The 24,996-nt window shown below is 40.9% G+C and carries 24 protein-coding genes; 14 read left to right on the forward strand and 10 right to left on the reverse strand.

Annotation, left to right across the window (positions count from 1 at the left end):
* The first annotated feature begins 4 nt into the window (after nucleotides 1–4).
* On the forward strand, nucleotides 5–1,135 hold the full coding sequence (locus H5180_RS09380; RefSeq protein WP_145234933.1) for a PilT/PilU family type 4a pilus ATPase: 1,131 nt from the start codon (nucleotides 5–7) through the stop codon (nucleotides 1,133–1,135).
* Between the two features lies 1 nt (nucleotide 1,136).
* Nucleotides 1,137–2,048: a hypothetical protein gene (locus H5180_RS09385; RefSeq protein WP_182758126.1), complete on the forward strand. Its 912-nt coding sequence runs from the start codon at nucleotides 1,137–1,139 to the stop codon at nucleotides 2,046–2,048.
* Here the strand turns inward: H5180_RS09385 and ruvX are convergent.
* From ruvX to H5180_RS09415, 6 genes are all read right to left on the reverse strand, one after another.
* On the reverse strand, nucleotides 2,011–2,457 hold the full coding sequence (ruvX, locus tag H5180_RS09390) for a Holliday junction resolvase RuvX (RefSeq protein ID WP_145234938.1): 447 nt from the start codon (nucleotides 2,455–2,457) through the stop codon (nucleotides 2,011–2,013). The two genes, H5180_RS09385 and ruvX, sit on opposite strands and share 38 nt — an antisense overlap.
* Nucleotides 2,458–2,493: 36 nt before the next feature.
* On the reverse strand, nucleotides 2,494–3,051 hold the full coding sequence (locus tag H5180_RS09395) for a YqgE/AlgH family protein (protein ID WP_145234940.1): 558 nt from the start codon (nucleotides 3,049–3,051) through the stop codon (nucleotides 2,494–2,496).
* Nucleotides 3,052–3,078: 27 nt separating this feature from the next.
* A complete protein-coding gene (gene gshB / locus H5180_RS09400) occupies nucleotides 3,079–4,032 on the reverse strand; it encodes a glutathione synthase (RefSeq protein WP_145234942.1) in 954 nt (317 codons plus the stop codon).
* 54 nt (nucleotides 4,033–4,086) lie between these two features.
* Nucleotides 4,087–4,821 carry a 16S rRNA (uracil(1498)-N(3))-methyltransferase gene (gene rsmE / locus H5180_RS09405; RefSeq protein ID WP_145234944.1) on the reverse strand — a complete coding sequence of 245 codons (735 nt, stop codon included), beginning with the start codon at nucleotides 4,819–4,821 and terminating at the stop codon, nucleotides 4,087–4,089.
* A gap of 105 nt (nucleotides 4,822–4,926) precedes the next feature.
* Complete coding sequence (locus H5180_RS09410; protein WP_145234946.1) at nucleotides 4,927–5,400, reverse strand: hypothetical protein; 474 nt, start codon at nucleotides 5,398–5,400, stop codon at nucleotides 4,927–4,929.
* 30 nt (nucleotides 5,401–5,430) lie between these two features.
* Nucleotides 5,431–6,324, reverse strand: coding sequence for a hypothetical protein (locus H5180_RS09415; RefSeq protein ID WP_145234948.1), 894 nt, complete (start codon nucleotides 6,322–6,324; stop codon nucleotides 5,431–5,433).
* Nucleotides 6,325–6,397: 73 nt separating this feature from the next.
* Here H5180_RS09415 and glnE point away from each other — a divergent pair, with 73 nt between their 5' ends.
* Nucleotides 6,398–9,196 (forward strand): bifunctional [glutamate--ammonia ligase]-adenylyl-L-tyrosine phosphorylase/[glutamate--ammonia-ligase] adenylyltransferase, encoded by a 2,799-nt coding sequence (gene glnE / locus H5180_RS09420; protein WP_145234950.1) that lies wholly within the window; start codon nucleotides 6,398–6,400, stop codon nucleotides 9,194–9,196.
* On the opposite strand, the gene H5180_RS09425 is transcribed toward glnE, so the two are convergent.
* The 3 genes from H5180_RS09425 to tolC all read right to left on the reverse strand — a co-directional run bounded on the left by H5180_RS09425 (nucleotide 9,193) and on the right by tolC (nucleotide 12,196).
* Nucleotides 9,193–9,765: a TcpQ domain-containing protein gene (locus tag H5180_RS09425; protein ID WP_145234952.1), complete on the reverse strand. Its 573-nt coding sequence runs from the start codon at nucleotides 9,763–9,765 to the stop codon at nucleotides 9,193–9,195. The two genes, glnE and H5180_RS09425, sit on opposite strands and share 4 nt — an antisense overlap.
* A gap of 54 nt (nucleotides 9,766–9,819) precedes the next feature.
* Complete coding sequence (lpxL, locus tag H5180_RS09430) at nucleotides 9,820–10,746, reverse strand: LpxL/LpxP family Kdo(2)-lipid IV(A) lauroyl/palmitoleoyl acyltransferase (protein WP_145234954.1); 927 nt, start codon at nucleotides 10,744–10,746, stop codon at nucleotides 9,820–9,822.
* 106 nt (nucleotides 10,747–10,852) lie between these two features.
* Nucleotides 10,853–12,196, reverse strand: coding sequence for an outer membrane channel protein TolC (gene tolC, locus H5180_RS09435; RefSeq protein WP_182758127.1), 1,344 nt, complete (start codon nucleotides 12,194–12,196; stop codon nucleotides 10,853–10,855).
* A 178-nt stretch (nucleotides 12,197–12,374) separates the two neighbouring features.
* Between tolC and H5180_RS09440 the strand changes: the two genes are divergently transcribed.
* The 10 genes from H5180_RS09440 (at nucleotide 12,375) to H5180_RS09485 (ending at nucleotide 23,100) form a co-directional block, all read left to right on the forward strand.
* Complete coding sequence (locus tag H5180_RS09440; protein ID WP_182758128.1) at nucleotides 12,375–13,004, forward strand: NUDIX domain-containing protein; 630 nt, start codon at nucleotides 12,375–12,377, stop codon at nucleotides 13,002–13,004.
* Between the two features lie 44 nt (nucleotides 13,005–13,048).
* On the forward strand, nucleotides 13,049–13,507 hold the full coding sequence (locus H5180_RS09445) for a DUF1249 domain-containing protein (RefSeq protein ID WP_182731347.1): 459 nt from the start codon (nucleotides 13,049–13,051) through the stop codon (nucleotides 13,505–13,507).
* Complete coding sequence (locus H5180_RS09450; protein ID WP_145235024.1) at nucleotides 13,494–14,285, forward strand: metallophosphoesterase; 792 nt, start codon at nucleotides 13,494–13,496, stop codon at nucleotides 14,283–14,285. The genes H5180_RS09445 and H5180_RS09450 overlap by 14 nt, the downstream gene beginning before the upstream one ends.
* A complete protein-coding gene (locus tag H5180_RS09455; RefSeq protein ID WP_182758129.1) occupies nucleotides 14,270–14,830 on the forward strand; it encodes a YqiA/YcfP family alpha/beta fold hydrolase in 561 nt (186 codons plus the stop codon). Before H5180_RS09450 ends, H5180_RS09455 begins: the two co-directional genes overlap by 16 nt.
* 31 nt (nucleotides 14,831–14,861) lie before the next feature.
* Nucleotides 14,862–16,751, forward strand: a complete 1,890-nt coding sequence (gene parE / locus H5180_RS09460) for a DNA topoisomerase IV subunit B (protein WP_145234966.1) — start codon at nucleotides 14,862–14,864, stop codon at nucleotides 16,749–16,751.
* Nucleotides 16,752–17,071: 320 nt separating this feature from the next.
* Nucleotides 17,072–18,169, forward strand: a complete 1,098-nt coding sequence (locus tag H5180_RS09465) for a sorbosone dehydrogenase family protein (protein WP_182758130.1) — start codon at nucleotides 17,072–17,074, stop codon at nucleotides 18,167–18,169.
* Between the two features lie 6 nt (nucleotides 18,170–18,175).
* Entirely contained in the window at nucleotides 18,176–20,467 is a 2,292-nt protein-coding gene (parC, locus tag H5180_RS09470; protein ID WP_182758131.1) for a DNA topoisomerase IV subunit A, read from the forward strand.
* Nucleotides 20,468–20,624: 157 nt separating this feature from the next.
* Nucleotides 20,625–21,338 carry a 1-acylglycerol-3-phosphate O-acyltransferase gene (locus H5180_RS09475; protein WP_145234973.1) on the forward strand — a complete coding sequence of 238 codons (714 nt, stop codon included), beginning with the start codon at nucleotides 20,625–20,627 and terminating at the stop codon, nucleotides 21,336–21,338.
* The gene (rraB, locus tag H5180_RS09480; RefSeq protein ID WP_064667208.1) at nucleotides 21,338–21,673 is read left to right on the forward strand and encodes a ribonuclease E inhibitor RraB; all 336 of its coding nucleotides are present in this window, start codon (nucleotides 21,338–21,340) and stop codon (nucleotides 21,671–21,673) included. Before H5180_RS09475 ends, rraB begins: the two co-directional genes overlap by 1 nt.
* Nucleotides 21,674–21,882: 209 nt before the next feature.
* The gene (locus tag H5180_RS09485) at nucleotides 21,883–23,100 is read left to right on the forward strand and encodes an HD-GYP domain-containing protein (RefSeq protein ID WP_182758132.1); all 1,218 of its coding nucleotides are present in this window, start codon (nucleotides 21,883–21,885) and stop codon (nucleotides 23,098–23,100) included.
* Here the strand turns inward: H5180_RS09485 and H5180_RS23575 are convergent.
* Nucleotides 23,060–23,401 (reverse strand): hypothetical protein, encoded by a 342-nt coding sequence (locus H5180_RS23575; protein ID WP_145234977.1) that lies wholly within the window; start codon nucleotides 23,399–23,401, stop codon nucleotides 23,060–23,062. The two genes, H5180_RS09485 and H5180_RS23575, sit on opposite strands and share 41 nt — an antisense overlap.
* Before the next feature lie 289 nt (nucleotides 23,402–23,690).
* Between H5180_RS23575 and H5180_RS09495 the strand changes: the two genes are divergently transcribed.
* On the forward strand, nucleotides 23,691–24,953 hold the full coding sequence (locus tag H5180_RS09495; RefSeq protein ID WP_145234979.1) for an outer membrane protein transport protein: 1,263 nt from the start codon (nucleotides 23,691–23,693) through the stop codon (nucleotides 24,951–24,953).
* The last annotated feature ends 43 nt before the right edge of the window (nucleotides 24,954–24,996 follow it).

Genomic DNA, 24,996 nt, shown 5'->3' on the forward strand with positions numbered 1-24,996 from the left:
AGTAATGACACATTCTCTTGATTACTTTTTACATTTGATGATTGAAAAGCAAGGTTCGGATTTATTCGTATCGAGCCAATTGCCAGTCAGCGCAAAGATTAATGGCGAGCTAATTGCACTTGGCGACGAAAAAATATCAGACGAAGAGTCGCTGCAATTAGTTGAATCAGCGATGAGTGAAAAACAAAAAGCAGAGTTTCATAATACTAAAGAGTGCAACTTTGCCATAGCTACCGATGAAGGGCGCTTTAGGATCTCGGCATTTTGGCAACGAGATTGCGCGGGTATGGTTATTCGCCGTATTGTTACGCAAATTCCTGATGTTGCTGAGCTTGGTCTACCGTCGACATTGACTGATGTGATCATGGCTAAACGTGGTTTAGTGCTGTTTGTTGGTGGTACTGGCACCGGTAAATCAACGTCGTTGGCTGCATTATTAGGTTACCGTAATCGTAATCAACGTGGGCATATCTTGACCATTGAAGACCCGATTGAGTTTGTCCATGAACATCGCAAAAGTATTATTACTCAGCGTGAAGTTGGCTTAGATACGGAAAGTTTTGAGGCGGCGTTAAAAAGCTCATTACGCCAAGCCCCCGATGTCATTTTAATTGGTGAAATACGTTCGCAAGAGACCATGGAATACGCACTTAGTTTTGCTGAAACCGGTCATTTATGTGTTGCTACATTACATGCCAATAACGCTAACCAAGCAATTGACCGTATTATGCATTTAGTGCCTAAAGAAAAGCACGATAAGCTAAAATATGATCTATCCTTAAACTTACGAGCTATCATAGCACAACAACTAGTGCCTACAGCCGATGGCAATGGTCGAGTAGCTGCTATCGAAATTTTATTGAATACCCCGATTATCGGCGAGCTTATCAAAAAAGGCGACATTGGCGGCATTAAAGAAGCCATGGCTAAAGCGAAAGATATGGGTATGCAAACCTTTGATCAAGCGTTATTTGAGCTCTATAAACAGCAACGTATCAACTATGCAGATGCTTTGCATCACGCTGACTCACCTAACGATTTACGTTTGATGATTAAGCTTCGAAATAATGAACAGCAAGGGGCTGGTTTTTTACAGGGAGTAACAATTGACGGGTTAGAACCTAAAGGTCAGTAGTATGAAAAAACGCATAAAATGGTTACTTGTAACAGTTAGTTTTTATGTTGTTAGTAACTCATTTTTTGCGATGGCGACAGAACAATCGATTGCTATTTTTATCCGAGATGACGTGCATTATGATTACACACATTTTTTAGCCGGTAGAGCACCGCAGGATATTACTGATTTTAGTGGTCGATTTATACGTCGCGATGTAGTTGATATGATCATTGCCCAACAAGCCTTGTACTTGGGGGGCTTTAATAAAACTTTCAGTTATCAAATTGGTAAAATTAATTTTCGTAATACCAAACTTTTAGAAAAAGGTGAGCTACTGATCAGCTTTGATAGTTATTGGTATGAAGATGCCAAATCACTAGCAGATAAAGTGTATATCAGCGATGAGCTGATCCGTAAAGGCGAGTATTTTGCGGGGATTTTTACTTCTCCAAACAATAAAAAAGTATTTCAGCTGCAGCACCTGTCAGATTTTAATCAACTAACTAGTGTGTCTACGCCGCGTTGGCGTACAGATTGGAAAACTTTATCGCAATTACCATTAAAAGATCTAGTTGCAGAGGATGAATGGCTCAGTCAAGTGCGTATGGTATCGATGCAATGGATTGATTTTATGTTAATGCCACTGATGCCACAGATGGGTAACCAATATGTACTTGAAGATATTGTTTTGCAAGCGGTACCTAATGTGCTGATATTATTAGATGATAGTCGTCATTTTGTTATATCAAAACGCCATCCTGATGGCGCTCAGGCTTTTAAAGCGTTGCAAAAAGGCTTAAAGATATTACGAGAACAAGGTGCGATAGAAAAAGCCTATCGCCAAGCTGGATTTATTCCTGAACTGAGTGAGCAGCTTATTATAAACCTACCGCTTACCCGTAAGCTTGTTCAAAGAAGCTTTCCAAAATAATAACAGCCGACATATTATCCACATTTCCTTTACCTAAGCTACGGTAACCGCCTTGCTCAAATAATCGTGCTTTTGCATCTGCTGTGGTTAAACGTTCGTCTTGGGTCTCTACAGGCAGTCCATAGTGATTATGTAAGCGGTTGGCAAACTTTTTAGCTTTAAAGGTGACTTCTTGATTTGTGCCATCCATATTAAGCGGTAATCCAACCACCAGTAAATCAGGTTGCCACTCATCGACATGCTTTTTAATAAAATCCCAATTTGGAATACCATCTTTGGCTTTGATAGCGCTTAGGCTCGATGCGGTTCCTGTTAGTTCTTGGCCGATAGCAACACCAATGCTGGTGGTGCCAAAATCAAAGCCCATCACGGTGCGTTCACCTTTGGGCTTTAGTTGTTTTTTAGTCATGCTATCTCTGTGCTTTAAAATTGTGGTTGACCACGCTTATGCGTGGCCAGCTTCCGAACTTAATTGGCTAATATCAAAACCGAGCGTCGCGACTGCTTTTTCCCAGCGTTGCTCTATCGGTGTGTTAAAAATAATCTCAGGATCGGCTTTTATAATTAGCCATGAATTTTCGAGTAGCTCTTGTTCGAGCTGGCCTTGCTCCCAACCCGCATAGCCCAGTGTAATAATAAACTGTTCTGGTGCTTGGGCTGTGGTTAAACTTGCCAACACATCTTTGGATGTGGTTATCATTATTTCGCTGCTAAGTTCTTGGCTTGCGCTATAACCTGCTTTTGGAGAATGCAGTACAAAACCACGATCGGTTTTTACAGGTCCTCCAGCAAATACTGCAACACTTGCTGCGTGGGTGGATTTGTCGTTATCAATCTCTATTTTGTCGAGCAAGTCGCCGACTGTAATATTGATCGGCTGGTTGATCACCAGCCCCATAGCCCCGTCTTCATTGTGCTCACAAATATACGCGACAGCACGTTTAAAAAAAGGGTCTTGCATTGATGGCATTGCGATTAAAAAATGATTTTCTAATGATTGCATAACGATACCCCTTTATTGTTAGTAAATTTAAGTATGGCTCAGTTTTCTTTCTATGGCATCAAATAAGCGCCCAGTAATTGAAATATCATAGGCAGCTTCGATTTCTTTTACGCAAGTAGGTGCTGTAACATTAATTTCTGTTAGCTTATCACCAATGATATCAAGACCTACAAAAATAAGCCCTTTAGCTTTTAATGTTGGTGCAACGGCTTCGGCAATTCTACGATCTGAATCACTGATTGGGCGTGCTTCACCACGACCGCCAACAGCTAAATTACCACGTGTTTCACCATTTTGTGGAATGCGGGCTAGGCAATATGGGATCACTTCGCCATCGACCACCAATACGCGTTTATCACCTTGTTTGATCTCTGGGATATAGTTTTGTGCCATGGCAAAACGGCTACCGTGTTCGGTGAGTGTTTCGCAAATAACCCCAATGTTGGCATCATTTTCAGTCACACGGAAAATAGAGGCGCCACCCATACCATCTAAAGGTTTTAGAATGATGTCTTTATGTTCAGCCAAAAATGCGCGGATCTGGTGCTTACAACGGGTTACTAAAGTGTCAGGTGTATGCTCACTAAACCATGCGGTGAATAACTTTTCGTTCGCATCACGCAGGCTTTGTGGCTTATTAATAATAAGCGTGCCTTCAAGTTCGGCGCGTTCTAAAATATAGGTTGCGTAAATGTACTCAGTATCAAACGGTGGATCTTTACGCATTAAAATAACATCTAAATCAGCAAGTGCGATACTGGCTTTTTCTTCCAGCTCATACCAATGGTTTGTATCGTCGAACACGGTTGCTTTTGCGGCTGTGGCATACGCTTTGCCTTTACGCAATGAAAGATCATTCATTTCCATGTAGTAAATTTCATAGCCACGGCTTTGGGCTTGCATCATCATTGCAAAACCGGTGTCTTTTTTGATGTTGAATCCGCTGATCGGATCTGAAATTATACCTAACTTAATTGCCATGTTCGTTGCCTTACTGAATCTGTTGCTATTGATATGAGGGTGGTTTTACTAATTTCAATTAGCTAAATCGCCAAATTGTAGCTGTAGTGCACTTAAGACTGTCAAAGCGGCAGTTTCAGTGCGCAGCACGCGTGGACCGATACGGATATCAACAAAATTTTGTTGTTTGGTCTGGGCAATTTCATCATCAGTGAAGCCACCTTCAGGACCAACTAAAAACCGCACGCCAGCGCTAGGTACTTCGATTGTTTTAATACTGTGCTCTGCACGAGGGTGTAGGGTAAGCTTAATTTCATCACTGCTTTGTGCAAGCCATTGGCTGATGTCTATCGGTGGATGAATCGTGGTGATTCGGTTACGACCAGATTGCTCTGCTGCAGCAATCGCTATTTTTTGCCATTGCTGGTGTTTTTTTGCAAGTCGCTCGGCGCTTAATTTAACGCCACAGCGTTGACTGAAAATAGGGGTGATTTCAGTGATCCCTAATTCAACAGACTTTTGAATGGTAAAGTCCATTTTGTCACCGCGAGAAATCCCTTGGCCTAGGTGAATGCTCAGCGGTGATTCAACATCTTTTTCATTAAATTCAAGCGGCATTGCAACGACTGATTTTTTTCCTACTTCAATGAGTTCGCAAAGATATTCGCCGCCTTGGCCATTAAACAACGAGATATGCTCACCGACTTTCATCCGTAATACGCGACCTATGTGGCCTGCTGCATCATCTTCTAACTGAAGTGCAGTGGCAATTACAATAGGACTTGCTTGATAAATATGAGGAACTCTCATGATGACCTTCAACAAAAATAGCTAATATCGTTATGGTATGTAAGTCATCTCTTCGGTGCAAATACTTATTGTGAGTCAGTGATAATTAGTTAAGTTTTATTTTAACTAATTATTAAGCTTTTCACATAATGCGTCTAAATTTTGCGGTGTTTCGGCTATTTCGGTTTGACATGATAAGTGATTGTTTTGTGCTAAGTCTGTGACTGGTTCAAACAGGTATCCATCATCAATCTCTTTAATTAAAAACCGTACAGAATGTAAAGAATTGAATATAAATCGTTGTTTATCATCAGCTAATAAATAATCCGTTTGATTGTATAGTACACCGGCAATATCATGGTGTTCATGTAAATAACTCGCCAGTTCTGACACGCTAATTTCATTACTAAAGTCGCAGTAGCAATAATCTTTGATCAACTGGTCAAACATTAATTTAACCAAGTGACGGGTATTTGCACCAGCAACAACAAGGGTACTTGGACTGGTGCCGTGTGGCTGAGCAAAATAATGTTCAGTGAATTGCCGGCTGAATTCACTGTCGTTATCGATCAGTAGATAGTTATTTACTTCAAACGGCATAAGGCCCCACGTATTACGTCATTTTCAATATTAAATTGAAAACATACTTATTAGTAAATAGCCTATAGCGCTGAAAACAGCAAATTCAATGCAAGCTATTCCAATATTATCCTGATGATCAATTTCAAGCTCAGTATCAATGTTTGGCAGAGAGATGAACTTGATTATAGTCGTTAATAGATACAGTAATAACCACATAGTTCCGCAATGTAAAGCTAATGTGAATAAATTCTCAACCATTTTACCACTGTGAAAAGTGGCACTGGCAAGACCCGCATAGATAGCTAATGCAAGGCCAATGGATTTACCGGCATAACGAATGCCAATAGAGGTGTTTTCTAAATTAAAGTTACTTTGTAATGACGCCCCTTGATTGGCGCGAGCAAAGCGATATTCACGGAATTTACTGTCTAAGGCAAAAATAGTTTGCAGTAAAAAGAAGCTGACAAAGGCAATTAGTAAGCTGCTAAACCCTTGGGTATGAGACCAGCTGTATAGCCCTAATGTAATAATACAGTTAGCGATCAACATGCCTGAATCTACCAAAGCGGCACAGACATTTTGTTTTAGTATGGCGGCTTCTTCATTAAAGCGGTGCAAGATCCACTTGCGGTGGATCAAGTGGCCTACTTTAATAAAAGTAAACAACAGAACTATCAGTACAATCATCTTAAGCGGGTTTGATTGGGCTGCACTGATACTAATTTCATCAAATAAAAATGCTACAGTCGCGATCACTACACTAATTTCTGACGCAAAACTAATTCCTAGAGCAAAATTGTCATGTTGAGCAAGTTCTTCTTTTAATGCTTGTTTAGCCTTGAGTTGACTCACTACCCGCAAACAAATAACAGCTAAACAAATAACCATAAAACAGATAGCAATCGCGAGTAAACTAGTGTTAGATAAAGATAAATATGACATTGAGAACCTAGGGTGGTTATTATTATGTTAACTATTCTAGTACGGTTACGACTGATATAAAAGAGAGTATTTGATGACACCAGGCGAACAACTCCCAACAGCACTGCATGGCTTAGGCAGCGAACGTTTTTTTCAGCTATATCCAGAGCTTCCTGCTAATGAATTAATTATTAATTTGTTAGGTTTGAGTGACTTCGCCTGGCGTTGCCTGCAATCTCAGCCGCAGTTAATTGAGATGTTGCTCAGTGATACTCAAATGAGTTTGCGAGATAGTCCTAACCCATTTCAAGACTTAAATCTTACCGAGGTTGATGAAGCGCAGTGCCATAAAATTTTACGCCGTTACCGGGAACGCTATTGGCTAAAAGTAGCGTGTTTAGATTTATGTTACAGCAATGATATAGCCGATAGTATTGGCTATATCTCGGCTTTAGCCGATCAGCTAATTGATAGTGCCAATAACTGGGCATTTGCTCAGGTTGCTCAGATTAATGGGCAACCATTCGATGAGCAACAACAGCCTCTGGCGATGTTGGTATTAGGAATGGGTAAGTTAGGTGGCCAAGAACTTAACTATTCGTCAGATATCGATTTAATTTTTTCTTATCCACGTAGTGTAAAAACTCAAGGTGGGCGGCGCTCTTTAGAAGCGCAAGTGTTTTACACTAAAGTGGCACAAAAGCTGATTGCCGCACTTAATCAAACAACGGTTGATGGACAAGTATTTAGGGTCGATATGCGGCTGCGACCTTTTGGTGAAAGTGGCCCCTTGGTGATGAGTTTTAATGCCATGGAAGATTACTACCAAGATCAAGGCCGTGAGTGGGAACGCTATGCCATGCTCAAAGGACGTTTAATTGGCCCTCAAACGGGCTATTGTGATGAATTTTATCAGTTATTAAAGCCTTTTGTGTATCGTCGCTATATCGATTTTTCAGTGATTGAATCGCTGCGTAAAATGAAGCAAATGATAGCTCAAGAAGTACGCCGTAAGCGCTTAACCAACAATATAAAACTAGGCGCTGGTGGAATTCGTGAGGTCGAGTTTGTGGTGCAAGCATTGCAAATGGTACGAGGTGGGCGTGAAGCCAATTTACAAACACAATCATTACAAAAAGCGTTAGCTGAATTAGTAAATATTCAAGTTATTGGCGCAGATGAAGCAAAATTATTACGCCACAATTATTTGTTTTTAAGGCGAGTTGAGCAATATTTACAGATTTTTGCAGATCAACAAACGCAAACATTGCCAGATGATGCCTTGAGCCAACAACGATTAAATTACCTGTTAGAGCAGAGTGACTTCAGCGCATCTTTAGCGCAAATAAATGATATTATGGCTGGCATACACAGTGAATTTGAACAAGTTATTGGTTATGAAAGTGAGCCTGTTGATCCTTGCGAAAGTGCTTTTATAAGTGCTTGGGAACACACCGATATTAGTGTTTTAACCGACCCAAATGATGCATGGCAAATACCATTAGAAGATTTTAAAGCCCGCTTAACGAAAACTAAAATTGGTCATCGTGGCCGTGATATTCTCGATAAACTCATGCCATTAATGCTAAAGCAACTATCAGACAGTCAAGCAAGTGGTGACGTATTTAGTATGATCTGCCAAGTATTAAGCAAGGTTATTTCACGAACAGCCTATTTAGAGTTGCTGTTTGAAAACCAAGGCGCGTTAAAACAGCTTGTTTCGTTGTGTTGCCATAGTAAATGGATTGGTGAGCATATTTCGCGTTACCCGATTTTACTTGATGAGCTTATCGATCCTGCGGTGCTGTATAAGCCTACACCACTGACTGCATATAAAGACGAAATACGACAGTATTTTTTACGAATTGATAGCGCAGACTTAGAACAGCAAATGGAAGCACTGCGTCAGTTTAAACAAACCCATCAACTACGTATTGCTGCCGCTGATGCAACCGGTGTGTTAGATGTAATGAAAGTAAGCGATCATTTAACAGCATTAGCCGAAGCGATAGTTGAGCAAGCGGTGAACCTTGCTTGGCAGCAAATGGCGCAGCGTTTTGGTATTCCGCCCAATACTGATGAAGAGCACAAGGGCTTTGCCGTAATAGCTTATGGTAAAACCGGTGGTTTTGAAGTGGGTTATGATTCTGATCTCGATTTAGTCTTTGTACATAATAGTGATGGCTCAGAGCAAACTAATGGCACTAAAGCGATTGATTCACGGCAGTTTTATTTAAAATTAGCACAGCGACTAATGCATTTATTTAATACTCGTACGGCGTCGGGCATTTTATATGAACTAGATACGCGGTTACGCCCAGAAGGTGCCTCAGGGTTAATGGCAATCAATCTTGAGAGCTTTAACCACTATCAGCAAACGCAAGCTTGGACATGGGAACATCAAGCGCTAGTGCGTTCTCGGATGATTTTTGGGCAACCCGAATTACAGCAGCGCTTTGCGCAAATTCGCTTAGGCATTTTGTGCCAGCAGCGCGACCCGCAAAAGCTTAAAGAAGATGTGATCATCATGCGTGAAAAAATGCGCACACATTTAGCGAAAGGCAACGATATTGAGTTTGATTTAAAACAAGATACTGGCGGCATTGCTGATATTGAGTTTCTGACTCAATATTTAGTGCTTGATAACGCTTATAGCTTGGAGCAACTAACTACTTACTCAGACAACGTAAGGATTTTAACCGATGCAGCAAGGCTTGGTTGTATTAGTGATGAGATCAAGCAAGGGCTTATTACAGCCTATATTGATTATCGCTCGCGTTATCATGTGTTGAGCCTAGATCAGCAGGGACGTTGTGTAACAAAAGCTGAATTTGCGAAAGACATCGCATTTGTTACACAAGCATGGCAGCAGATATTTGAGTTAAGCGCTTAACTTCTTAGGCGCTTACAGTTTTCGCGCACATATTCAGAGGGCAGCTCGGTTATCACGGCTGCTCGCTGTTTAAAACAAAAGAAGGTATAAACTTCGTTTTCAAAGTCATCATTGATCGCCCGGCCAACTTGATAAAGTGTTGAATTAAAATTGCTATCCACTCTAAAGTGTTCTTTGATCACATAGTCTTTACTTAAATACCAATACAGAACGATATCTTCATCGCGTGCGTAATCAGTTAACACTTTTTTTAAAGTCGAGCCATTTTCAAAGCGTCTCGGCATTAATTCACCAGTCCAATTTGGTGAGGATGGTTCAACAACTTTAGCGCGCTCGGTCAGCGCCGCATCTATATTTATATCCGGATTAGCTAATTTAAGTACGTATTTATCGCGTTCATTGCTTTTATTTACTTGGTTGCGTAATGATGAATAAAAACGTGATAAACCTTGCGCAGCCGCATTTTTGGTATCTTTCATGTCCATAACTGGACCATGGCCTAATAAAAAATAAATTGCTGCGGCAATTAAAATAGCAGCTAATGATAAATGCTTAACCCAAAACCACATGGCTCATACTCTTGTATTTGTATTTACTAATAAAAGCATATTACAATGCTGTTGTCACTTGTAATAAGAAGGTGCATCAATATCAGGGCGTGTTTTAAAACGTCTATGAAGCCACATATATTGCGTTGGTGCAACGTTTACAGCTTGCTCGATACGTTGGTTGACGCGTGTTACATCAGCATGATCATCACCACTTGGAAAATTATCTAGTGTTGGCAGTATTTCTAAATGATACTTGCCATGTTCATCGCGACGGCTGGTTAAACTAACTGTTTCGCAATTTTTGCTGGCTGCAAAAAGTAATGTACCAGTGGTACTTGCTGTATCTTTGACTGCAAAAAATGGTGCAAATTCACAACGTTTACGACCGTAGTCCTGATCTGGTAAATAGTAACAAACCTTTTTAGCCTTAAGTGCTTTTAGTAACCCTTTGACATCGCGCTTGCCAATTAAATACTCATTGGAACGTAAGCGGCCACGAGTCATAAAAAATTCCATTAGCGGGTTGTTATGTGGACGATAGAAGCCAATACCTTGGTGATTGAGCCCCATAATGCGGCTTGTCATTTCAAGATGAAGAATGTGTGGCACGAGTAACAGTACACCTTTACCTGATTGTTGGATCCTGTCAAAGTGCTCAAGTCCTTTCACTGAGCCATAAACGCGTTTTATCCGCCAGTTTGGCCACCACCATGCCATTCCGGTTTCAAGAGTCGCAATACCGGTGTTTTCCATATTCTGTTTGACCAGTGCGCGTTGCTGCTCAGCGGGCATTTCAGGAAAGCACAATTTAATATTTACTTCGGCAATATGGCGGCGTTTTTTCATAGTGCGATACACCAAACGGCCAAGTTGCCTTCCTAGCCAAAGTTGTAGTTTCGAAGGTAACCAAGATATTGTATATAAAATAAACACACCAAGCCAAGTAAGCCAATAGCGAGGCCCCAGAAAGGACCATTTAAATTCAGAAGAGTTGACCACGGAAATATCTCACATACGAAAAGTAGCTAGTTTAACTGGATGAATAAAAAAATACAAAAAAGCCAGCAAGTTGCTGGCTTTTAAATGAGTAATGTTAAGCTTATCTTTATTGGATTTCTTTTAAACCTTGGTTGATGGCTTGTAAATCATTACTTGTTAACGTGCCCGCTGCTTGTTTTAAGCGTAGCGTTGATACAACGTAGCGATAACGTACATCAGCGAGGTTACGTTTGGCGTTAAATAAGTTTTGTGTACTGACCAGTACGTCAACAATAGTACGAGTACCCACTTCAAAACCAGCTTCAGTGGCTTTTAATGCACTTTCAGCAGAAACTACGGCTTGTTCAAGCGCTTTAAAGGTCGCAATATCTGATACTACTTGATTATAAGAGGTGATCACCGAGCGGGTTACGCCACGCAGACTAGCTTCTAGATCTTCACTTGCAGCAACATAAAAAGCACGTGCCTGCTCAGTCGCTGCAGTAGTAGCACCGCCTGAATATATTGGCACACTAAAGTTAATGCCAATATTTGTACTATCACCACGTGGGCGGGCAGTGTTGCTATTGCTATCAGTTAGTGTATCACCGTAGCTGGCATCTAAAGTCAGCTTAGGATAATGGCCTGCTTGTGCTAAATCAATTTGATCTTTAGCGATATCAACCGTTACCTTGGAGACCTGCAGGTTTAAATTATTTTGTTCTGCAAGCTTAATGTAATCGGGTGATTTTTTTGTCGGTTGTACCGTAGAGAATGTTTCGGTATTTAATACATCAAGCTTAGCATGATATTTACCGGTAATTTCACGAAGCTGCTCACGGGCAGTTTCAACGCCGTTTCTGGCAACGATTTCGCGGGCAACCGAGTTATCAAATTGTGCTTGCGCTTCATGCACATCGGTAATTGCCGTCAAGCCTACAGCATAACGCTGTTTGGTTTGCTCAAGTTGACGTTCAATAGCGCGTTTTTCAGATTGTACAAATTCTAAGTTATCAATCGAACTTAATACGTTGAAATAGCCATCTGCAACACGAACAATTAGGTCTTGCTTGGCAAAATCATATTGAGCAGCTGCTTGCAACGCTTGTTTGTCTGCAATGCCTAATGAATTCCATGCACCTAAATCAAACAGAGTTTGGCTTAGTCTAAGACCACGGCTGAAAGTATCTGAATCGCTATCGATCTTGGTATATCCTGCCGCATCAGTTCCGTTAAATGATGTGCTATCGGTTTTCTCATACCCCATAGAAAAACCGATTTGTGGCAATAATGCGCTCATCGCACGGTCACTGTTATAAGCTTGTGCATTTGCTTGGGCTTTTGCTTTTAAAACTGTAGGATCGTTAGCAGTGGCAATTTCATAAACTTGTAATAAGTCTTCAGCATTTGACGCTGTAGCTGTTAATGCGCAAGATATACCAATCAGCGCAGCAAGAATGTTCTTTTTCATTATTCGTTCAGTCCTTAGACAATTTACGTTCTAAAAGCATGGTAACCTGTTTTACATAAGAACAAAAAAAAATTTGCGTAAAACAGCGTAAACAAGTGTAACAGAATATAATATCCCGGACATGATAGTAAGTATCTAGGTTGAAACTCAAGTAATAATATGTGTAATAGGAAACTTCATGGCTGATGAAATACTCACAAAATTTACCAAGCAAGACGTTATAATAGCTCCTATAAAGGTACTTTATAACGGTTTTTTTAAGATTAACTTATATCAGTTTGAACATGCATTATTTGCGGGGGGCCAATCAGCGACGATCCGCCGTGAAATACTTGAACGCGGTGACGCTGTTGCGGTTTTACCGTATGATCCCGTAACAGACTGTATTTTGCTGATCGAACAAATACGTATTGGCGCGATAAAAAGTAAACAGTCACCTTGGTTATTAGAATGTATAGCAGGCATGACCGATGGCAGCACTAATTATGAAGATGTCGTTAGGCGCGAAGCATTTGAAGAAGCGGGCTTAGTACTGAGTGAATTAGAATTTATGCTATCGTATCTGTCAAGCCCTGGTGGGACTACTGAGCGGTTACATCTTTACCTTGCAAAGACTGATTTAAGCCAGCTGCAAAGTGGCGTGTATGGACTTGCAGCTGAAGGTGAAGATATTAAAACGCATATTCTCAGTTTTGATGATGCAATGGCGCGTTTAGCAACCGGTGAGATAGATAATGCTGCCTCGGTAATTTCATTGCAGTGGTTAGCGCTTAATCGCGAACGTATAATTAATAATCAGCGCAGCTAAAATAGTAATAGACTACCCTTAACCTCTAACTTTATGGCGGTAATGTGACAGCACTTGCAGTGAAACAACGATATATTCAGAGTCTTCCTAAATACTTGACGTTATGTGAGCATAACTACCTACGTGCTTTAAAATTGTTGCCCAATGAGCGCAAAGAAGGCAATACACGTCATGTACAACTGGGTAATAACCAGTTTGTAATTAAGGTTGATGGCTGTGCTAAATACACGATGGATATTTCAATAACGCAATTAACCGGTATGTTAAAAGGGTTTAATCCGCTGTTTTTAACTGTGCGTTTATATCACGATGCAAAAGTTGCTGAAATAATTCACCATGATTACCATCAAAGGATCAAACCTTCATATGGTTACCCTAATCCGCAAATGCATCAAAAAGATGAAAAATATCAACTCAATGCGTTTTTGTATGATTGGTTAGTGGCGTGTGTTGAAAGTGGTCGAGCAGTACTTAACTGGGATATAAATGATGGCCTGGTTTGATGAGTCGGCGCAGTTCAATAATACTCAGCTGCGCTTAGCACATATTACCGATTGTCACTTATTTGCAGACCCACAAGGGGAGTATTTTGCGGTCAATACCGCTGAGCACTTTTCTCGCGCGCTTGCAGATATGGCAAAACAGTCACTAGACGCCGTGATCTTTGGTGGCGATTTAACCCAAGATCACAGTTTTGCATCATATTTGTTGTTTGCTCAGTTGATTGCCGATTCAGCGCTTACTTGCCCAGTCTTTTGGCTGCCAGGTAATCATGATGATATCAGTGCGATGCAGCGTATTTCTGGTGGTCAAATCAATAGCGCAAAACGGTTAATTGCCGATGGGTTTGAAGTGTTATTAATTAGCTCTAAAGGGCCAACACCAGCAGGTTGGGTAAGCGAAGCCGATTTAAATGAACTCGCTGATTTATTAGCGACTTCACAGTCGCCAAGCGTGGCTTTTTGCCACCATAATCCATTACCTATTAATGGTTACCTAGACAAGCATATGCTCGAAAATGGCCCGCAATTACTTAATTTATTGCATAATAGCGCGCTAGTAAGGCAGTTATTTCATGGTCATGTTCATAATGACTATCAATTTAAATTCAGAAGTATTGAGATTTTTGCTACGCCAGCAAGCTCAGTGCAGTTTACTAAATACACCGATGACTGGCAGCAACATAATGCGGGGCCTGGTTATCGATTGTTGACAATATCAAAGCCAACAAACAGTGCAAAACTATTAATTAACTCGGAACTGATGTGGCCCAACGAGTAATTTATATTCATGGTTTTAATAGCAGCGAACATTCATTTAAAGCTGTCCGCTTTGGTGAGTATATGGCACACTATGACGTTGATTATTGTGTGCCACGGCTAAGCCATGAACCGTTTCATGCGATAATTCAAATTGAACAATTATTAACGCCAAATACTGTATTACTTGGTAGTTCTTTAGGTGGTTTTTACGCCACTTATTTATCGCAAAAATATCAGTTACCAGCAGTGGTTATAAACCCTGCGGTTAAGCCTTATTTATTATTGAGTTCTTTGTTAGGGCCGAACTATAATCCCTATCAGGATAGCCATTACGAGCTCAACAATAGTCATATTAACGCGTTAAAATCACTGTCGATACCTAGCTTAGAGCGCCCATCATTACTGTATTTATTACAGCAAACGGGTGATGAAGTACTGGATTATCAGCAGGCCGTTAAATATTATTCACAATGCAAGCAACAGATAGAATTTGGTGGTGATCATAGCTTTCTTGGCTTTGAAGACTCCATTGCTAGTATTGTAGATTTTCTTAAAATCACGTAAAACATAGCTAAGCGCATAAAAGATAAAAACTATGAGTCAGCAAAATTATAACGCCGAAGCCATTGAAGTATTAAATGGGTTAGAACCTGTTAAACGCCGTCCTGGTATGTACACCGACACCACCCGTCCTAATCACTTAGGACAAGAGGTTATTGATAACAGTGTCGATGAAGCCATGGCCGGACATGCCACTAGAATTGATGTCATTTTGCATGAAGATAATTCGCTAGAAGTTAGCGATGATGGCCGTGGTATGCCTATCGATATTCACCCAGAAGAAGGTATTCCAGGGGTCGAATTGATTTTTACCAAGCTGCATGCTGGTGGCAAGTTCTCTAATAAAAACTACCAATTTTCAGGTGGTTTGCACGGGGTAGGGATCTCCGTGGTTAATGCATTATCAACGCGCGTTGAAGTGGTTGTGCGCCGCGATGCACAACAATACATGATGGCGTTTGAAAGCGGTGATAAAGTTGAAGATCTTCATGTTATAGGCACCGTAGGTAAACGTAATACAGGTACAACTGTACGTTTTTGGCCTGATGTAAGCTACTTTGACTCAGCTAATTTCTCGTTGACTAAATTACATCATTTATTAAAAGCTAAAGCCGTACTTTGCCCAGGCTTACGTATTAAGTTTGTTAATAAACAAACCAAAGAAACCCAAGAGTGGTATTACGAAACAGGCCTTAAAGACTACTTAAACGAAGCTGTTAAAGGTTACGAAGTACTGCCAAAAGACCCATTTACCGGTGAGTTTTCAAGTTCAACGGAAGGTGCTGATTGGGCGGTTGTTTGGTTACCTGAAGGCGGTGAATCGATAGCTGAAAGTTACGTTAACTTAATACCAACTGCGCAAGGCGGTACTCACGTAAATGGTTTGCGACAAGGTTTACTTGAGGCTATGCGTGAGTTTTGTGAATTTAGAAACTTACTGCCGCGTGGCGTTAAGCTCACCCCTGATGACATTTGGGAACGGTGTAGCTACGTTTTATCAGTGAAAATGCAAGATCCACAATTTGCTGGTCAAACCAAAGAGAAATTATCTTCTCGTTCGTGCTCGGCATTTGTATCTGGGGTGGTAAAAGATGCATTCAGTTTATGGTTAAATGAGCACACCGATACTGCTGAGTTACTGTCAGAGTTATGTATTTCTAATGCACAAAAACGTCTTCGCGCAGCCAAAAAAGTGGTGCGTAAGCGTGTTACCGCAGGCCCCGCATTACCGGGCAAATTAACCGACTGTAGCGCTGCAGATAACGACCGTACTGAGCTGTTTTTAGTAGAAGGTGACTCAGCTGGTGGCTCAGCTAAACAAGCACGTGATCGTGAGTTTCAGGCAATAATGCCACTACGTGGTAAAATTTTGAATACGTGGGAAGTTGAATCAGGGCAAATTTTAGCGTCACAAGAGGTGCACGATATTTCTGTGGCGCTGGGTATCGACCCTGACTCAACTGATATCTCTTCGTTACGCTATAATAAAATTTGTATCTTAGCGGATGCTGACTCCGATGGACTGCATATTGCGACTTTGTTGTGTGCACTATTTGTTCGTCATTTCCCAACGTTGGTGAAAACGGGTCACGTATATGTAGCTATGCCACCGTTGTTTAGAATCGACATTGGTAAAGATGTTTATTATGCCCTTGATGAAGATGAAAAATCCGGCATCCTAGCGCGTATTGAAGCAGAGAAAAAACGCGGTAAAGTAAACGTACAGCGTTTCAAAGGCTTGGGTGAAATGAACCCACTGCAACTACGCGAAACGACCATGGATCCTAATACTCGCCGCTTAGTCCAGCTAACCTTAGAGGATGAAGTGGAAACCATGGAAATGATGGATATGTTGCTGGCGAAAAAGCGCTCATCAGATCGTCGTCAATGGTTAGAAGATCATGGTAATCGTGCTCAAGTGTGATTTTTAAAGTTGTTTGTACTTGTATCGTATAAAGCTGTAACTCGATTTATACCAATTTATTAAAAACATGATTATTTAGTGAGTTATATCCCCCTAAGGTAAAATAACTCACTAATTTAATGCAATTGGTATTTGCTGACAAACGACTATGTAATCAAAGTCCTGATTACTTAATTAAAGCTCGTATAATCAGTGTTCGCGGTGAGTTCTAAGTCATGGCAAGTTTGCTGTGGTGAAAAAACGTCGCTCAAAGATTTTTAATAGAAAGCAGATTAAGCGTTATATGCAGCGAAGCAGCATGGCCAAATAGGGTAAAATCGATGAATAAATTACTAGTTTCTCTACTAACTTTAGGCTTGCTAAGCCCGTCCTTAGCAGCAAAAGAAATCCTTAAAGAACTCAGTGTTCCTAATGGTTTTACTGTAAGCATATTTGCCAGTGATGTGGAAAATGCACGGCAATTAGCAGTATCTAAAAAAGGTATTGTCTATGTTGGCTCGCGCAGAGCGGGAAACGTATATGCACTGATTGATCACAATAGTGATGGGGTTGCTGATAAACAAATACTGGTGGCCAGTGGTTTAACTATGCCATCGGGTTTAGCAATCAAAGATGGCGACCTGTATGTTGCTGAAGTACAACGTATTATCCGCTTCAAGAATATTGATACACAATTAAAAGCACCTAAATATGAAGTGGTATACGACGCATTACCGACAGAAAGTCACCACGGTTGGAAGTTCTTACGCTTTTCACCAACTGGCGAGTTAATCATTCCTGTGGGTGTACCTTGTAATATTTGCGGCGAAGATGAGCGCTATGGGCGAATATTTTCATTGGATGTAAACACCAAACAAATGACCACGTTAGCACAAGGTGTGCGTAACTCTGTTGGTTTTGACTTTCATCCTAGCACCCAGGCTATGTGGTTTAGTGATAATGGCCGAGATATGATGGGGGATGATCTTCCACCGGATGAACTAAACCGCTTAACAACCGAAGGTGAACATTTTGGTTTTCCCTATGTGCATGCAGGTGCCATCTTAGATCCTGAATTTGGTAAAGGTAAAAATATTGCCGATTACAGTGCCCCAGCTTTAGCTTTGGGTGCGCATGTTGCTCCATTAGGGATTCATTTTTATCAAGGTAAACAATTTCCTGCTACTTATAAGCAGCAATTATTTGTTGCTGAACATGGCTCGTGGAACCGCAGTAAAAAATCTGGATATAAAGTGGCAGTTGCCACTATTGAGCAAGGACGTGTGATAAAATACACGCCGTTTATTACGGGCTTTATGAAAAACGAAGAAACATTGGGTCGTCCGGTTGCTTTTGCAGAACTTGCCGATGGCAGCTTATTGATCTCCGATGATTATGCCAATGTGATCTACCGTGTAAGCTATAAAAAAATTAGGTAGGCTTTGATGAGTGATACAGATACCTTGCTATTGCAAGGAATTGAGCAACAAACAATGGGGCGTTTTACTGAAGACGCCTATTTGAATTATTCCATGTATGTGATCATGGATAGGGCATTGCCACATATTGGCGATGGTCTAAAACCAGTACAACGTCGTATTATTTACGCCATGAGTGAACTGGGTTTATCGGCAACGGCTAAGTATAAAAAGTCAGCCCGTACCGTTGGTGATGTACTCGGTAAGTATCATCCTCATGGTGATAGCGCCTGTTATGAAGCGATGGTGTTAATGGCACAACCATTTTCTTATCGTTACCCATTAGTTGATGGGCAAGGGAACTGGGGGGCTGCAGATGATCCAAAGTCATTTGCGGCAATGCGTTATACCGAAGCGCGTTTATCTAAGTTCTCAGAAGTACTGTTAAAAGAACTTGGCCAAGGAACTGTTGATTGGACGCCAAACTTTGATGGCACAATGGATGAACCACAAGTATTACCATCACGCTTACCACATATTTTACTCAATGGTATTACGGGTATTGCAGTCGGTATGGCAACTGACATTCCGCCACACAACGTGCGCGAAGTAGCCAGTGCCTGTTGTTTGCTGTTGGATAACCCTAAAGCTGAGTTAGATCAATTGCTTGAGCATGTACAAGCTCCCGATTACCCAACTGAAGCTGAAATAATCACTTCAAAAGCGGATATTCGTAAAATTTATCAAACCGGCCGTGGTTCGATAAAAATGCGCGCTATTTATACAGAGGAGCACGGCGATATTGTCATTACTGCACTGCCACATCAATGTTCTGGTGGTAAAGTACTTGAGCAAATCGCAGCGCAAATGAATGCCAAAAAGCTGCCTATGGTCGCTGATTTACGTGACGAATCAGATCATGAAAATCCAACCCGGATTGTCATCATTCCGCGTTCTAATCGCATTAAAGTGGAGCCGTTAATGGCTCATTTATTTGCCACTACGGACTTGGAAAAAAATTACCGCGTTAATATCAATATGCTTGGCCTTGATGGCCGTCCGCAGGTAAAAGATTTACGAACCATTTTAACTGAGTGGCTGGTGTTCCGTCGTGAAACAGTGCGCCGTCGCCTGCAATATCGTTTAGATAAAGTATTGGCTCGTTTACATATTTTAGAAGGTTTACTTGCAGCCTTTTTAAATATTGATGAAGTTATTGAGATTATTCGTAGCGAAGACAAGCCAAAGCCTGTGTTAATGGAACGCTTTGGTATTACAGACATCCAAGCCGAAGCAATCCTTGAATTAAAACTACGTCATTTAGCGAAACTTGAAGAGTTTAAAATTCGAGGTGAGCAAGATGAGCTTGCCAAAGAACGCGATAAATTACAGCTGACTTTAGGCTCTGAACGTCGTATGTCGACGTTACTAAAAAAAGAGATTCAAGAAGCAGCAGAGCTGTATGGTGATGAGCGCCGTTCACCGATTGTCGAACGTCTTGAAGCTAAAGCATTAAGCGAAAAAGATTTAATCCCATCAGAATCAGTAACCGTTGTGTTGTCTGAAAAAGGTTGGGCGCGTGTTGGTAAAGGCCATGATTTAGATGTTGAAGGGCTCAGTTACCGGGCTGGCGATGCATATAAAGCCTCTGCGCGTGGTAAGAGTAACCAACCTGCGGTGTTCTTAGATTCTGCTGGGCGTGCATTTGCCACTGATGCGCATGGGTTACCGTCGGCACGAAGCCAAGGTGAACCAATGACAGGTCGGTTTAACCTTACTGCAGGTGCTAATTTTGAGCATGTAGTGATGGGCGAAGACAAACAAGTGTTGTTAATGGCATCAGATGCAGGTTATGGTTTTATTACTGATTTTGTAGAGCTAGTAAGTAAAAACAAAAACGGTAAAGCCCTGGTCAGTGTGCCTAAAGGTGGGCAATTATTAGCGCCAATTCGGGTTAATGATGTTGCTAACGATTACTGTATGGCGATATCTAATGAGGGCCGGATGTTGTTATTCCCATTACGTGATTTACCAAAACTAGGTAAAGGTAAGGGTAACAAGATAATCTCTATCCCAAGTGCCAAAGTACAAGCGCGTGAAGAGTTTGTTAAAGTGCTGGCAGTGGTGCCTGAAGGTACCAGTGTTACCTTGCATGCAGGTAAGCGTAAACTGACTCTTAAACCTACTGATTTGGAGCACTATCATGGCGAGCGTGGCCGTCGAGGTAACAAACTACCGCGTGGTTTACAGCGTGTCGATGAAGCGGTTGTAGAGCTGACGGCGATTGATGATGATATTGAGCCGACAGAAACCGAGTAAGTATTTTTTTATATCTATGAATAAAACGGCCTGTTATTGCAGGTCGTTTGTTTTTAAAGCAGAAAATTATTTTAAGCTTACATGTGTTCGCTAAACACTCGTTTAGCGGCAAAAATAACGCTATAATGCTGGCGTTATTATTTTTGGAGCGTTTTCTTTGTTAGCTATTATTCGTATTGTTATTATGGCATTGTTTATTTTATTAAGCTGTGTATTTGGTTTACTCCTTTGTTTAGTAAAACCTTTTCATATAAATAATGTACATATTATTTCAAGTTGGTTTGGCACAGTGGCTAAAATGCTTGGTGTAAACGTGGTTATTACACGCCATCCTGACGCGCAAAATTGTGGCCCTGCAGTGTATGTTGCAAACCATCAAAATAATTACGATATTTTCACTTTACCGGCGGCGGTACCAAAAAACTGTGTCAGTTTAGGTAAAAAAAGTCTTAAGTGGATCCCATTTTTTGGACAGCTATATTGGCTTTCGGGCAATATTTTAATTGATCGGGGAAATCGTTCTAAAGCGGCTAGCACGATCACTAAATCGGCCGATAAAATCAAACAAAAAGGCTTATCAGTGTGGATTTTCCCAGAGGGAACCCGCAGTTACGGACGTGGCTTATTACCATTTAAAACAGGTGCATTTCACACGGCTTTAAATGCGGATGTACCTGTAGTACCTGTATGTATGAGCACAACATATAAAACCATTAAGCTAAATCGCTGGGACAATGGTATAATCTACATAGACATGTTAGCGCCAGAGCCACTTGATAAAACGATTGGAGCACGTGAACACGCAAAGCGTATTCATAGCAAAATGGCTGCTAGAATAACTGAATTAGATGCTCAAGTGAGAGAAAAGTAATGGAAAATTGGCGTGAAATTAGTGAAGACATTGTAACTTCGTTATTAGAAGATGGTTCTGATCCTGAGATCTTATACGAAGTAGAACATCACTTTGTTTGCGAAGACTTTGTCAAGCTTGAGCAAGCTGCACTCGCTGCGTTTAAACTAGGCTATGACGTTGAAGAGCCTGCAGAGCTTGAGCTTGAAGACGGCAGTAAGATTTGGGGCTTTGACATCGTTGTTGAAGCTGAGTTAGATGTTGACGTAATAATGGAAGATGTTGATAAACTAGCACAACTTGCGATCGACACCGACGTAGAATACGACGGCTGGGGCACTTACTTCCAAGAGTAATGTGTTAGCCACTAGGTCCTAATCACTAGGACCTAGTGTAATCCATAACTATTATTGACTCGCCAACTCGCCAACTCGCCAACTCGCCAACTTAGCAATTCATCATTTCCTAGTGCTTATTTCGTATTCGTTACTTTTGTTATAGACATTTGTAGTGGATCGTTGATAATCAGTAATTATTATTTTTTGAAATGAATTAATCACTTTATATGCTTATTACCCTTCCAATTTCTGAACTCGTACCAGGAATGTTTGTTGACAGTGTTAGCAAGCAGTTTGAGGGGGTTGATAGTATAAAAATCAAAACTCGCGGCCTAGTTCGCGATAAATCGATCATTAAGCGCTTGGTATCAGAAGGAGTGCAAGAGCTGCTGATAGATTTTACGCAAAGTGATGTGAGTGTTCCTGCCAAATATCAGCTCAAACCTGAAGTCGCTGCTGCAACGGCCAATAACCCTAATAAATTAAAGATAAAAAAGGTTATTTCAGTTGAGCAAGAGTTTGCTAAAGCGAGTGTGAGCTATGAGCAACATAATCGTAATTTACAAAGTTTATATGGCGACGTTACCTCAGGCTTAAAGATGAATATCGTACTGCTTGATGGTATAGCTAAAGATATTGTGGCATCGGTATTTCGTAATCATAATGCAATGACTATTTTAACCCGCATTAAAGATAAGCATATGTACAACTGGCGACATATGACTAACTGCGCCATTTTTGTCACTGTATTTGCCAAGTACTTAGGTTACAAAGAAAGTGTTGTACAAGAGCTGGCCATGGGGGCCTTGCTACATGACTTAGGCCAAGCTAAATTACCACAAGGGATTTTTTCTAAACCTGAGAAAGTAAATAAGCTTGAGATGCAGGCGATTAAAAAGCATGTAGCGCAAAGTTTAGGCTTGGTAAAAGGCGAAAAAGGCATTACCCCATTAATGCTTGATATGATAGTTAATCACCATGAGCGCTTAGATGGCAGTGGTTATCCTCGAGGTCTGCAGGGCGAAAAACTTAGTCGACCAGCGCGAATTATGGCGATAGTTGACGTTTATGATGCAATGACCGCAGATAGACCCCATCAAATTGGTGATGAACCGATCAACGCATTGCGCTATTTATTAGCTAATAAACACATGTTTGATGGTGAGTTAGTACAGCGGTTTATTAAGTGTTTAGGTGTACATCCGGTCGGTACGATTGTTAAATTAACCAATGAACGATTGGCATTAGTAACTGAAGGTAATCATCAGAACCCCATTCAACCTAAAGTTAAAGTTTTCTATAATGCTAAGCATAGTCATCATATTACGGCAAAAGATGTTGATTTAACTTCACCAGATCATGACTTAAAGATTTTAGCGAGTATCAAACCATTAGATTATCAGCTTAATTTGGCTCGTTTGTTAAAAGAGCATCTGTTGGTTTAAGCGGTTTTTTGGTTATTGCTTTGTTACAGTGTTTTTTAGTTGATTGCTTAGCCGATAATAGCGCACCACTGAAGCAACTCACCATTAATAATAGCCACAATAAAGTCCCATTCTCTGAATGTAACGCACTGCAACAGCACACTAGTGCGACTAAAGCACAAACAATAGCACCTAACCAATAATGGTTAACAGGGTTATCGCATTCACCATCTCTAGTGCAGGCACAAAAATTAGCTTTGCAAAAGCAATATACACTTACCCCACAAAAAGCCAACGCAGCAATAATTAATCCTATCTCCACCGCTTCATCTCCTTTGCTAGTCCTGTTTGGCAGTCTAATAGTGCTTATCAAACAAGTCAATCTAAATGATAATTAATTGCAAATGAGTTTTTCGCAGCAGCTTATCCGATGAGTTTTAAAAAACTGTTACTTTGCTGTTAAAAAATGGTTTTTATGGGGTTTTTTAACGCTTTGTTACAGTTTTTTATTTAAAAGTAAGGTACTGTGCAAAGGTTTTGAAGTAACTTACTCCTAATAATTAGAGACAACACATGGGAACCCAAGCATTTTGTTTGGTTAAGGAAACACAATGAAATTTACAAAAACTTTAATTGCAGCATCACTTGCTGTTATGTCTGCAGATACGTTTGCAGCGGCTTTCCAGCTTGCAGAGCAAAATGCCTCTGGCTTAGGGCGTGCATATGCTGGTGAAGCAGCAGTGGCTGATGATGCCTCTGTAGTTGCGCGTAATCCAGCTCTTATGTCTGTATTTAAAGAGCAGCAGCTAAGTATTGCAGGTATTGCTGTCATTCCAGATGTCAGCCTTCGTGGCACTGAAGCTAGTAATCAATCAGTTAACCCTGGTCAACTAAACGACAGCAGTATTGCGCCAGCCGCTTTTGTTCCTGCAGGTTATTTTGTAATGCCTATCGATGACAAGTTTGCTGTTGGTTTTGGTGCGTTTTCAAATTTTGGTTTATCAACTGAATTTGAAGCAGATTACCCTGCAGGCCAGCTTGCTGGTGAAACAGAGATTGTTACTGTAAATATGAACGTAAGTGGTTCATACAAAATCAATGAGCAATTTAGTGTTGGCCTTGGCTTAAACTATGTTTATGCAGATGCGAAAATCATTCGTAACTTTGGTGCCAATCCATTAGGTTTACCAGCACAAACTCAAGCAGTACATTTAGAAGGCGATGATACTGGCTTTGGTTGGAACTTAGGAGCTAGCTATCAGATTGATGAAAATAGTCGCTTTGGTTTTAACTATCGTAGCGAGACAGATATCACATTTGATGGCGAGTTTTCTAACCAATTACCTGCACAAATCGGTGGCCTAGCTGGCGTAAGTGTACCTGGAAGTGTTGAAATCACTCTCCCTGCGATTGCTGAGTTCTCTGGTACACACCAGTTAGATGAGAAAACAGGCTTACACTACAGTGTATTATGGACTGGTTGGGATAGCTTCCAAAAGCTAGAAGCTTATGTTCCAGGCAAAGATACACCTGTATTCTCTAAAGATGAGCACTTCTCAAACTCAATGCGTTACTCAATCGGTGGCGATTATCAGTTTAACGATGCTGTACTATTACGTGCTGGTATTGCTTATGATGAATCACCAGCCGATCAAAAACACCTGTCGATTTCTATCCCTGATACTGACCGTTTTTGGTACTCGTTTGGCGTTAACTACACCATGAGCGAACAAGCAAACCTAGATATTGGTATGAGTATTCTCCGTGGTAAAACACAAAACTTTACTGAATCTGATGGCTTAGGTCAGCAGTGGGGCTTTGAATCAAAAGGCCATGCATACTTATTTGGTGCGCAGTATAACTACACGTTTTAATTTGTAGGCGCGGGTTTATCCCGCGCAAATAAAAAGCCGCGTT

It is taken from the genome of Pseudoalteromonas sp. SR41-4 (assembly GCF_014163985.1).
GTDB lineage: Bacteria > Pseudomonadota > Gammaproteobacteria > Enterobacterales > Alteromonadaceae > Pseudoalteromonas > Pseudoalteromonas rhizosphaerae.

Bases quoted from the DNA above. Each gene is read 5' to 3' on its own strand.
- H5180_RS09495 (WP_145234979.1), top strand. From the start codon at position 23,691: ATGAAATTTACAAAAACTTTAATTGCAGCATCACTTGCTGTTATGTCT.
- H5180_RS09485 (WP_182758132.1), top strand. From the start codon at position 21,883: ATGCTTATTACCCTTCCAATTTCTGAACTCGTACCAGGAATGTTTGTT.
- rsmE (WP_145234944.1), bottom strand. From the start codon at position 4,821: ATGAGAGTTCCTCATATTTATCAAGCAAGTCCTATTGTAATTGCCACT.
- H5180_RS09465 (WP_182758130.1), top strand. From the start codon at position 17,072: ATGAATAAATTACTAGTTTCTCTACTAACTTTAGGCTTGCTAAGCCCG.
- H5180_RS09450 (WP_145235024.1), top strand. From the start codon at position 13,494: ATGGCCTGGTTTGATGAGTCGGCGCAGTTCAATAATACTCAGCTGCGC.
- glnE (WP_145234950.1), top strand. From the start codon at position 6,398: ATGACACCAGGCGAACAACTCCCAACAGCACTGCATGGCTTAGGCAGC.
- H5180_RS09425 (WP_145234952.1), bottom strand. From the start codon at position 9,765: ATGTGGTTTTGGGTTAAGCATTTATCATTAGCTGCTATTTTAATTGCC.
- H5180_RS09410 (WP_145234946.1), bottom strand. From the start codon at position 5,400: ATGCCGTTTGAAGTAAATAACTATCTACTGATCGATAACGACAGTGAA.
- gshB (WP_145234942.1), bottom strand. From the start codon at position 4,032: ATGGCAATTAAGTTAGGTATAATTTCAGATCCGATCAGCGGATTCAAC.
- H5180_RS09380 (WP_145234933.1), top strand. From the start codon at position 5: ATGACACATTCTCTTGATTACTTTTTACATTTGATGATTGAAAAGCAA.
- parC (WP_182758131.1), top strand. From the start codon at position 18,176: ATGAGTGATACAGATACCTTGCTATTGCAAGGAATTGAGCAACAAACA.
- parE (WP_145234966.1), top strand. From the start codon at position 14,862: ATGAGTCAGCAAAATTATAACGCCGAAGCCATTGAAGTATTAAATGGG.
- H5180_RS09440 (WP_182758128.1), top strand. From the start codon at position 12,375: ATGGCTGATGAAATACTCACAAAATTTACCAAGCAAGACGTTATAATA.
- H5180_RS09385 (WP_182758126.1), top strand. From the start codon at position 1,137: ATGAAAAAACGCATAAAATGGTTACTTGTAACAGTTAGTTTTTATGTT.
- tolC (WP_182758127.1), bottom strand. From the start codon at position 12,196: ATGAAAAAGAACATTCTTGCTGCGCTGATTGGTATATCTTGCGCATTA.
- ruvX (WP_145234938.1), bottom strand. From the start codon at position 2,457: ATGACTAAAAAACAACTAAAGCCCAAAGGTGAACGCACCGTGATGGGC.
- H5180_RS09395 (WP_145234940.1), bottom strand. From the start codon at position 3,051: ATGCAATCATTAGAAAATCATTTTTTAATCGCAATGCCATCAATGCAA.
- rraB (WP_064667208.1), top strand. From the start codon at position 21,338: ATGGAAAATTGGCGTGAAATTAGTGAAGACATTGTAACTTCGTTATTA.
- H5180_RS09415 (WP_145234948.1), bottom strand. From the start codon at position 6,324: ATGTCATATTTATCTTTATCTAACACTAGTTTACTCGCGATTGCTATC.